The organism is Stenotrophomonas sp. YIM B06876 (assembly GCF_030711595.1).
Taxonomy (GTDB): domain Bacteria; phylum Pseudomonadota; class Gammaproteobacteria; order Xanthomonadales; family Xanthomonadaceae; genus Stenotrophomonas.
On the sequence record NZ_JAUJUJ010000256.1, the window covers coordinates 1 to 1,171 of the forward strand.

Below are 1,171 nucleotides of genomic sequence, written 5' to 3' on the forward strand. Positions count from 1 at the left end.
ACTGAGTAACCGTCTTTGAAGTCAAGCGCCGTGAAGCGATTTGTCCCAGGGTTTGTTGGTTCTGACCATGGCGTTGAGCGTGGTCAGGAGCTTGCGCATGCAGGCCACCAGTGCGACCTTGGGCAACTTGCCCGCGGCCAGCAGCCGGTCGTAGAAGGCCTTGATGGCGGGGTTGTGGCGTGCGGCGGTGAGCGTGGCCATGTAGAGCACGCGGCGTATCTCGAAACGCCCGCCCTGCACGCGCCGTCGTCCCTTGGAGTTGCCGGAGTCGTTGGCCATGGGGGCCACGCCCACCAGGGCTGCGATCTCGCGGCGGTTGAGCCTGCCGAGTTCGGGCAACTCGGCGATCAAGGTGGCACTGGCCACCGGGCCAATGCCGGCGGCCGAGCGCAGCAACTTGTTCAACTCGGCGTAGTGCGCTTGGACGTGACCCACCATCTGGGCCTCCACGTCGTCGAGCTGCTGGCCGATCGCCTCGATCATGGCCTCGATGCTCGGACGCACGATGGCAATGGCCAACTGCAATCGTTGTCGCTCCGAGAGCATCATCGTCACGAGCTGGCGCCTGCGCGTGACCATCGCGGCCAGCGCCTGCTGCTGCGCATCGGCCAGAGGACGGATGAAGCTGGCCAGATCGTCGCGACGCACGAGCACGCCGGCGAACTCGGCCAACATGCGCGCGTCGATGCGGTCGGTCTTGGCCAGGCGCCCCATGGACTTGGCGAAGTCGCGCGCCTGGCGCGGGTTGACCACCGCCACGGGCAGGCCCGCAGCCTGCAGCGCGCAGGCCAGCGCCGCCTCGTAGCCACCGGTGGCTTCCATCACCACCAGCGCCACATCCAGCGGCTTCAATGCTGCCGCCAGCGCCGAGTGCGCCTCGGCCTCGTTGTCAAAACGCTGAGCAATCGAGCTCGGGCAGCCCAGCACCGAGACATCCACGTGTGCCTTGGCCACGTCGATGCCCACCACCACTGAGGTAACAGACATGGTCTTCAGATCCCTTGCTTGTGAATGCGCTCTCGGACAAGCCGGCGCGCGTAACCGTTCGGGCTTCAGGAAGACCAGCACGGCTACCGTGCGCGATGTACTCAGTGACGGGCTTCTATGCCCCAGCCGTTACCAGGCTGCACGGACCGGTCTGGCCGCTTCAACAGCGGTCAAACTCTACCGC

General features: G+C 65.8%; 1 protein-coding gene. It reads right to left on the reverse strand.

Annotated elements, in window-relative coordinates:
- Positions 1-21 precede the first annotated feature (21 nt).
- Positions 22-987: an IS110 family transposase gene (locus QZH66_RS16540; RefSeq protein ID WP_305806961.1), complete on the reverse strand. Its 966-nt coding sequence runs from the start codon at positions 985-987 to the stop codon at positions 22-24.
- Between the last annotated feature and the right edge of the window lie 184 nt (positions 988-1,171).